This window comes from Streptomyces sp. NPDC044984 (assembly GCF_040646935.1).
Taxonomy (GTDB): Bacteria; Actinomycetota; Actinomycetes; order Streptomycetales; family Streptomycetaceae; genus Streptomyces.
This window is the reverse complement of sequence record NZ_JBEZBE010000083.1, coordinates 1-7,917: the sequence shown is the minus strand read 5'-3', so window position 1 is coordinate 7,917 and position 7,917 is coordinate 1. Positions and strand designations below refer to the sequence as shown.

General features: G+C 75.4%; 5 protein-coding genes. 3 read left to right on the top strand and 2 right to left on the bottom strand.

Annotation, left to right across the window (positions count from 1 at the left end; genetic code table 11):
• The first annotated feature begins 89 nt into the window (after positions 1-89).
• Both AB0A94_RS38305 and AB0A94_RS38300 read left to right on the top strand, forming a co-directional pair.
• Positions 90-1,871, top strand: coding sequence for a helix-turn-helix transcriptional regulator (locus AB0A94_RS38305; protein WP_361751626.1), 1,782 nt, complete (start codon positions 90-92; stop codon positions 1,869-1,871).
• Positions 1,868-4,474, top strand: a complete 2,607-nt coding sequence (locus AB0A94_RS38300) for a LuxR C-terminal-related transcriptional regulator (protein ID WP_361751624.1) — start codon at positions 1,868-1,870, stop codon at positions 4,472-4,474. The genes AB0A94_RS38305 and AB0A94_RS38300 overlap by 4 nt, the downstream gene beginning before the upstream one ends.
• Positions 4,475-4,697: 223 nt before the next feature.
• Here AB0A94_RS38300 and AB0A94_RS38295 read toward each other — a convergent pair whose 3' ends face one another.
• Positions 4,698-5,507 carry a class I SAM-dependent methyltransferase gene (locus AB0A94_RS38295; protein WP_361751622.1) on the bottom strand — a complete coding sequence of 270 codons (810 nt, stop codon included), beginning with the start codon at positions 5,505-5,507 and terminating at the stop codon, positions 4,698-4,700.
• Positions 5,508-5,634: 127 nt separating this feature from the next.
• Positions 5,635-6,309: a TetR family transcriptional regulator gene (locus AB0A94_RS38290; RefSeq protein WP_361751620.1), complete on the bottom strand. Its 675-nt coding sequence runs from the start codon at positions 6,307-6,309 to the stop codon at positions 5,635-5,637.
• Positions 6,310-6,374: 65 nt separating this feature from the next.
• Between AB0A94_RS38290 and AB0A94_RS38285 the strand changes: the two genes are divergently transcribed.
• A complete protein-coding gene (locus AB0A94_RS38285) occupies positions 6,375-7,814 on the top strand; it encodes an aldehyde dehydrogenase (RefSeq protein ID WP_361751618.1) in 1,440 nt (479 codons plus the stop codon).
• Positions 7,815-7,917 lie beyond the last annotated feature (103 nt).

The window sequence follows — 7,917 nt, the reverse complement described above, 5'->3', positions numbered from 1 at the left end:
GCAGATCAGTATCACCCGGCCGGTGAAGCCCTCCGCTCTCAGCGTCTCGGCCGCCTTCGCGCCGGCCAGGCCGCCTCCGACGATGGCTGATGGCGGGCCGCGCCTGGGCCGAGCTGGCCCTGACCCGGCTCGGCGGCGGGCCGGCCGGCCCGGCTGGCCCCCGCCCCGACGGCCCGACCACGCCCGTCGAGGCGCCACCGGACCCCGGCGAGGCCGGACCGCACCACGAGGACGCGGCCCGGCTGGAGGCGCTCGGCCACGCGGCCGTGGCGGGCCGGCGCTGGTCCACGGCGATCAGGGCGTTCCGGATGGCCGGTGATCTCAGCCCGGCTTCTTGGGAGCGCTCCCGCCTGCATGCGGCCGCGGCGTCCGCCGCCCTGTGCGACGGCCGGCCGCGGCTGGCGCTGACCCTGACCCGGGGACCGGGCGCCCGCCCGGCCGGGACCACGGCGCAGGCGGTGCGCGCCGTCCGGGCCTCCGCGCTGTTCGACGTCGCCTTCCACGGGGACGACAGCTTCCGCGACCTCTCCGCCGCGTTGGAGACGGTACCGGTCGCCGGCGCCGACGCGCGGGACCGGGCCGCGTTCCAGCTGTCGGCCCTGACGTCCCTCACCCACGACCCCGCCCCTGCCAGGACGGCACTGAACGCGCTGCCGGACGACGCCGGCGATGCCCTGCGCATCGCCGTGACCGCCCGGTTGGACCCGGTGTCCCGGGCACAGGAGATCCGGGAGGGGCTCGCCGGAGCGGCCGAGCGGGCCCTGCGGACACCCGGCGCCGGGCCCCGGGAGCTGACCTGGCTCGCGGACGCCGCGTGGCAGGTCGACGACCCGGCATCGAGCGGCCGGCTGCTGTCCGCCGCCCTGCAACGGTCGGGCACCGAGCGCGGACACCTCCCGCACTGCCGGGAGCTGCGGGCCGAACTCCTGACCGCCGAAGGGCGCTGGGAGGAACTGCGCGACCTGGTGACGCGGTGGTCGGCCGAGGGTGGTGCCGGCCTGCCCGACCGGCATGCCGTCGCCCTGAAATCCCAGCTGCTGCTGGTCTGCGCGTACCAGGGCCGCCGGGAGGAGGCGCGGGAGCTGGCGCGGGAGGTCCGGCGATGGGCCCGCGACCGCCGCTCGGCCCACCACGCGGGCCTGGCCGCGTACGCCGCGCTCCTGCTGGCCCAGGCCGACGACACGGAGCCGGCGGACGGTGTCGACTGGCCGGCCGACGCCGATCCGTGCCGGGACGCGGTCACCCGGCAGGCCCATGCCGTCCTCGTGCGCGGTGCCCTGCTGCGGAACGACCCCGAGGCGGCCCGCGCGCACCAGACGCGTGCGCAGCGGGCCGGGCTGACGCGCTTCTCCGACGGGTCGACCCTGCTGGTACGGCACGGCCGGGCGCTGCTGGCCGCGTACACCGACGAGTCCAACACCGCCGAGCTGTTCGGCCTGGCCGAGGACGCGGCGACGGCGTCGGCCCGCCCGTTCGACCGCGCGCTGCTGGCCCTGGACTACGGCAGGTGGCTGCGCCGCCGGCGGCACCCCGCGGCGGCGCGCACCCGCCTGCGCACCGCCTACGAGACCTTCGGCCGGCTCAGGGCGGCGCCCTGGCAGGACCGGGCCCGCACCGAACTGCGGGCCATCGGGGCTCCCCCGCCGGGCACGGTGCGGACCGCCACCACGGCGGGCCAGGCGCTGTCGGCGCACGAGCGGCGCATCGTCCGCATGGCGGCCTCCGGCCTGTCCAACCGGGAGATCGCGGAGCGGCTGCTGGTCTCGCCGCGGACAGTCGCCTCACACCTGTACAAGGTCTTCCCCCGACTGGGCATCAGCTCGCGCCGGGAACTCCAGGACGCCTTGCTCGGCGGCGGTGACACTCTGTGACGCCGGACGACGCGGCGGTGCCGCACCCCTTGTTCGGCCGCGGTGCGGAACTCGCCGCGATCGGGGCGTTCCTGGAGCGGCCGGGTGAGTCAGGCGGCGTCCTCACGGTCCACGGCGAGCTGGGCAGCGGCAAGTCCGCGCTGCTCCAGGAGGTCCGGCGCGCCGCCGAGGCCCGGGGCCGGACCGTCGTCCCCCTCCAGGGACACCGCAGCGAGGCCGGGCTGCCCGGTGCCGGCCTCACCCAGCTCCTACCGGTCCCGGCCTGCGGTCCGGACGCGAGGAGCGTCGCCGCCGAGGCGCTCGGCCAGCACACCCGCGCCGGGCGGCCCCTGCTGGTGGTCCTGGACGACGCGCAGTGGTTCGACGGTCCCTCGCTCGATGCCCTGCTCACGGCCTGCCGCGGGACCGCCGGCACGGCGCTGCTCATGGCGAGCCGCCCGGTGCCGCGCGGGGACGCGCGACACGCGTCCGGGCCCGCGCCGGACCTGGTTCTCGGCCCGCTCGCCGGAACCGAGGCCGAGCGGCTGCTGCGCCGGTACGGCCCGGACGTACCGCCCCTGCTGGCGCGCCGGGTGCTCCGGGAGACCGGGGGCAATCCGGCCGGACTGGTGTCCATCACCGAACTGCTCGTCTCCGCCGCCCCGCCGGCCGAGGCGCTGCTCGCCCCGCGGCTCCCGCTCGGCGACGCCCTGCACACGCGGGTGACCAGCCTGCTGGCCGGCGTGCCGGAACCCGTGCGGGACGTCCTGCTGCTGGCCGCCGTGGCGGACACCGGCCGGCCGGAGCTGCTGCGGGAGGCCGCCCGCGCCGTGGACCCAACGGGCCGCGCCATGGACGCGGCCGAGGATCGTGGCCTGCTCCTGACGGAATCCGGAACGATCCGCTTCGGCCATCCGCTGCTGCACTCCGCGGTGTACTGGGAGGCGTCCCGGGCCCGGCGGCGGCGTGCGCAACTGGCGCTGGCCGGACGGGACGAGCCGGGCACGTACCGGCGAGCGCTGCACCGGGCCCTCGCCTCCACCGCCCCGGACGAGGCCACGGCCCGCGAGCTGGAGGACAGTGTGCCCGAGGACCTTCCCGAGGCCGCCGCGGTGCACGAACTGGCCGCCGACCTGAGTCCGCGGTCCGCGGACCGGGCCCGCGGACTGGTCCGGGCCGCGTGGGCGGCCCAGGTGCGGGACCAGACGGGGGAAGTGCGGCGGCTCGTGGCCCGTATCACCGCCCTCTCCGCCGGCCGGTGCCCCGAGACCGCCGCGGCCGTCGCCGCACTCGGCGCGCCGGGGACCACCGGTGAACCGGCCCTACCGTGGCCGCCGTTCCCGCAGCCGGCCGCCGGACCCGCCCGCGGCGGGCCGTCCGCCGCGCGCGCGACCGACGCCCGGCCGCCGGACCCGCTCCGCGACCGGTGCCCCGCCCTGCTGTCCGCGCTGTGCTGGACCGACCGGACGGCCCACGCCGACCGGGGCAGGGCCCTGCTGGAGACGGCCGGTGCCGCGCTCGCGCGGGGGCGGTTCCCGCTGGAACCGCTCCGTGACGCCGCGCTGGTCTCGGTGGCGACGGCGCTGGACGACCCGCTCGCCGCCGAACGCCTGGGCGGGGCCGTGCTGGACTCGCTGACCGGCCCCGGGTACTTCGGTACCGCCCGGGCGGTCCTGGCCCACCGTCAGCTCGCCCGGTTGCACCTCGGTGACCGGGAGGGTGTGCTGCGGGACGGCGTCACCGGCGAGCGCTGGAGCCGAGCGGCGGACGATCCGCACGCCACCGCCGTCTTCCGGTGCGGTGTGGCGCAGGTGCGGGCGTGGGAGGGCGCGGAGGAAGGGCATACGGCGCTCACCGACGGCATCCTCGCCTTCGCGCTGCCCCGCGGTCTTCTCCTGCTGGCGTCCAGGGCCCGCTGGGCGAGGGGCTTGATGGCGCTCGCGCACGGCCGGCCGGAGGACGCGTACGAGGAGCTGCGGATGCTGTCGGACCCCGGCGGTGACGCGCGGCACCCGGTGGTGGCCGCCTGGGCGTTGGGCGATCTGGTCGCCGCCGCGGTCGCCTCCCGCAGGGGGGACGCCGTACGGGACCGGGTGCGGTGGGCGGCCGAGGCCAACCGGTCGCTGCGGTCGGCTCCGCTGGAGCACCTGCTGGCCCGGTCGCTGGCGCTGCTCGGTGAGGGCGACGCGCCCGAGGAGCACTTCACCCGGGCGCTGGCCGTACCGGGAACCGGTGCGCTGCGGTACGAACGGGCCCGTACGCGGCTGGCGTTCGGGGAATGGCTGCGGCGACGGCGGCGGGTGCTGGAGGCACGGGACCAGTTGCAGCGGGCCCGTGACGCCTTCGCGTCGGTCGGTGCGGCGGTGTGGGTGCGGCGGGCCGATTCCGAGCTGCTGGCCGCCGGGGACGCGACGGCGGCGGACCCGCTGCGGGGCGCGGCAGGGCTGGGGCTGACGCCGCGTGAGGCGGAGGTCGCCCGGCTGGCCGCGCAGGGGCTGAGCAACCAGGGCATCGGGTGGCAGCTCGGGCTGACCCACCGGACGGTCGCCAGTCACCTGTCGCGCGTCTTCGCGAAAGCCGGGGTGACGTCCCGCAAGCAGCTCCCGGCGGTGTTGCGGGATTGACCGCGGCCGACCCGCGCGGGCGGGCGCGCCGGAGCCGGCGGCGGGCCCCGGGGGTGGGCCGCCGCCGGCGGGTCGCTCACCACCCGGCGTCACTCCGGCTAACAGGCCGGGACGAGTCCCGGTGCTGGCCGGGAGCCGGGGGTCGCGGTGACTACTCCTTCCAGTCGGGGAGCATCATGCCGATCACCTCCTTCCGGATCGTCGTGCCTTCGGCAGGTGTCCGTCACGCGTCCGCGTGACCGGCCGAAGGAAGCGCGCGGGCCAGCACGAAGTACTTGCGGTGCAGGTCCTGGTCGGCCTGTTCCGTCAGCTCTCCGTCGTACAGGCCGTAGATGTGCTCCACGGCGAAACCGTGGGCGGTGAGGAGTTCCGTCACCCGCTGCGGCGCGAACCAGTGCAGCCGGGCCCGCTCCTGGACGCGGGACCACGTGCCCGCTCGCCCGGTGGCCGTGAAGAGGTCCACGGTCAGCTCGGTCGTGTGCGCGGCCGGGTCGGCGGACCGGCCCCGCGTGAGGACCACCATCGCGTCCGTCTCGTCGATGGTCTGCCGTGCCGCCGCGCGGTCCTGGAACCCCGCGGTCGGCAGGTCGAACAGGAACAGGCCACCGGCCCGCAGGGAACGCCGTACGCCCGGGAAGACGCGCGCCAGTTCTTCCTCACCGGGCAGGTAGGTCAGCGGTTCGCCCATGGTGACGACCGCGTCGAAGGTGCCGAGCGCGGGCAGCGAACGGGCGTCGGCCGTCACGAAGACCACCTGGTCGGCGCCGTCCTTGTGCCGCGCGGCCTCGATCATCTCCGGCGACAGGTCGACCCCGGTGACGGTGAAGCCCAGCCGGGCCAGTTCGAGGGCGGACCTGCCCGTTCCGCACCCCACGTCGAGCAGCCGGCGGCCGGGCACCCCGTGCTTCTCCAGGAGGTCGCGGTAGAGCCGGGCCCACCTCGTGTAGTCCTGGACCCGGGTGATCGCGTCGTAGTGCGCGCCGATCGCGCGGTAAAAACTCTGGGCCGAGTCGTTGGAAGCGTCCGAGTGCACGGCGTCCCTCGCACATCTGTCGTCCGGTGGGTGTCCCGTCGTCCGGGGGCACCACTGTGCCGCGGCTCTGTGGAACGTCAGTGGAACGTGTGTGGACGGGCCCGGCGCGGGAGGAACGCCGGCGGGTTCAGCCGAGGCCGGCGCGGGCGGCCAGGCCGGCGGCCATGGTGCGGGCGGTCTGCGTGAGGCGGGGCAGGAAGTCGACCACCGCGTGGGCGAGGCGCGGCTCCTCGGCGTACAGCCGGGCGAGGGCCTCCGGCGGGGTGGAGATCTGCCAGAGGGAGCCGGCGAGCAGGCTGACCGTGCTGATGAGGTCCCGGGTGGCGGCCTGGTCCAGGACCGGCTGGAAGGCGGAGCCGCTGTCCGCCATGTCGTCCAGGGCGCCGAGGGCGGCCAGCTTGTAGGTCAGGACCGCGTCGGCCGAGACATGCCGTTCCAGGTGGAGCGGGGCGTGGGCCAGGAGGTCGCACAGCAGGGGCTGCTCCACGACCGTACGGGCGAGGGTCGCGGCCAGTTCGTCGGGGGTGCCGTCGGTGCGTCCGCCGAGCGCGTCCGCCAGCGCGGCGGCCCACCGGGTCCAGCACTCGGCGGTCAGGCGCAGGTAGATCTCCTCGCGGGTCTCGACGTAGCGCAGCACCGCGGACTTGTTGATGCCGGCCCGGGCGGCGATGTCGGTGAGCGTCACCTCGCGGACGCCCTTCTCCAGGGCCAGGGAGCGCGCCGCGTCGACGATCGAGGCGAGCCGCAGTTCCTTGTGCTCCGGCCTGCGGGCGCGTCGTACGTGAGGAGGCAGCTTGTCCATGCGCCCCACATTAACAGAACAGCGTTCTCTTGACTTAGAGAACAGCGTTGCCTTAAGTTCTCGGCATGACCGATTACGAGAAGCTGTACATCGGCGGACGCTGGACCGAGCCCGCCAAGAAGGAACTGCTGGAGGTCCGCTCCCCGCACGACCGGTCCCTGGTCGGCCGGGCCGCCGAGGCCACCGAACCCGACGTGGACCTCGCCGTGGCCACCGCCCGCGAGGCTTTCGACCACGGACCCTGGCCCCGGCTGGCCCCGGCCGCCCGGCAGGAGGTCATCGCCCGTTTCAACGCCCTGTACGCCGAGCGCGCCGAGGAGATAGCCGACCTCACCACCGCGGAGAACGGCAGCGCCCGCTGGTTCACCGGCTGGACCGCCGCCGCACTGCCCGAGCAGACCGACGCCTATCTGCGGGCCGCCGCGGCCCTGCCGTGGGAAGAGGAGCTGCCACGGACCGAGGGCAGCACGGCCCGCACCCTGGTGCACCGGGAACCGGTGGGCGTGGTCGCGGCCGTCATCCCCTGGAACGCCCCGCACCAGTCGGCGCTCACCAAGCTCGTCCCCGCACTGCTGGCGGGCTGCACCGTGGTGCTGAAGACCTCACCGGAGAACGCGCTGGTCACCCTGGCGCTGGGGGAGATCTTCAGCGCGGCGGGCGTGCCGGAGGGCGTGGTCAGCATCCTGCCGGCCGACCGCCGCACCAGTGAATACCTCATCTCCCATCCCGGCATCGACAAAATCGCCTTCACCGGGTCCACCGGCGCCGGACGCACCATCGCGGCGATCGCCGGCCGGCAGCTCAAGCGGGTCAGCCTCGAGCTCGGTGGCAAGTCCGCCGCCATCGTCCTGGAGGACGCCGACCTCGACGCGATGGCGGAAGGGCTGAAGTTCCTCTCCTTCGCGAACAACGGCGAGGCCTGCGTCGCGCACACCCGGATCCTGGTGCACCGCAGCCGCTACGAGGAGGCGGTGGCCCGGCTGAAGGAGCTGGTCGAGTCGCTGACCGTCGGCGACCCGGCCGACCCGGACACCTTCATCGGGCCGATGGTCCGGGCCGACCAGCAGGAGCGCGTCCGGTCCTACATCGAGACCGGCATCCGCGAGGGCGCCCGGCTGGTCACCGGTGGCCCCGAGGTACCGGCCGGTCTGGAGGGCGGCTACTACGTCACCCCGACCCTCTTCGCCGACGTCGACAACTCCATGCGCATCGCCCAGGAGGAGATCTTCGGCCCGGTCCTCGTGGTCATCCCGTTCGAGGACGACGAGGACGCCGTCCGCATCGCCAACGACTCCCCGTACGGTCTCGGCGGCGGGGTCTGGACGGCCGACGAGGCACGGGCCCTGGCCATCGCCCGGCGCATCCGCACCGGCACCTTCTCCGTCAACGGGGCGCCGCCCTCCCTCGACGGGCCCTTCGGTGGGTTCAAGGACAGCGGCATCGGCCGGGAGTTCGGCACGGCAGGGCTGACCCAGTACATCGAGTACAAGACGATCTCCGTCTGACCGGTCCCCCATACACACAGCGCTGTGGAGCAGGGCGTGCCCGATCGGCCGCTCCCTCGGAGTCGACCTGCGCTTCCGCACCGAGGCACCCGACCCGGCCCGG

Coding starts and splice junctions, on each gene's coding strand:
- AB0A94_RS38305 (WP_361751626.1), top strand. CDS start 90: ATGGCGGGCCGCGCCTGGGCCGAGCTGGCCCTGACCCGGCTCGGCGGC.
- AB0A94_RS38290 (WP_361751620.1), bottom strand. CDS start 6,309: ATGGACAAGCTGCCTCCTCACGTACGACGCGCCCGCAGGCCGGAGCAC.
- AB0A94_RS38285 (WP_361751618.1), top strand. CDS start 6,375: ATGACCGATTACGAGAAGCTGTACATCGGCGGACGCTGGACCGAGCCC.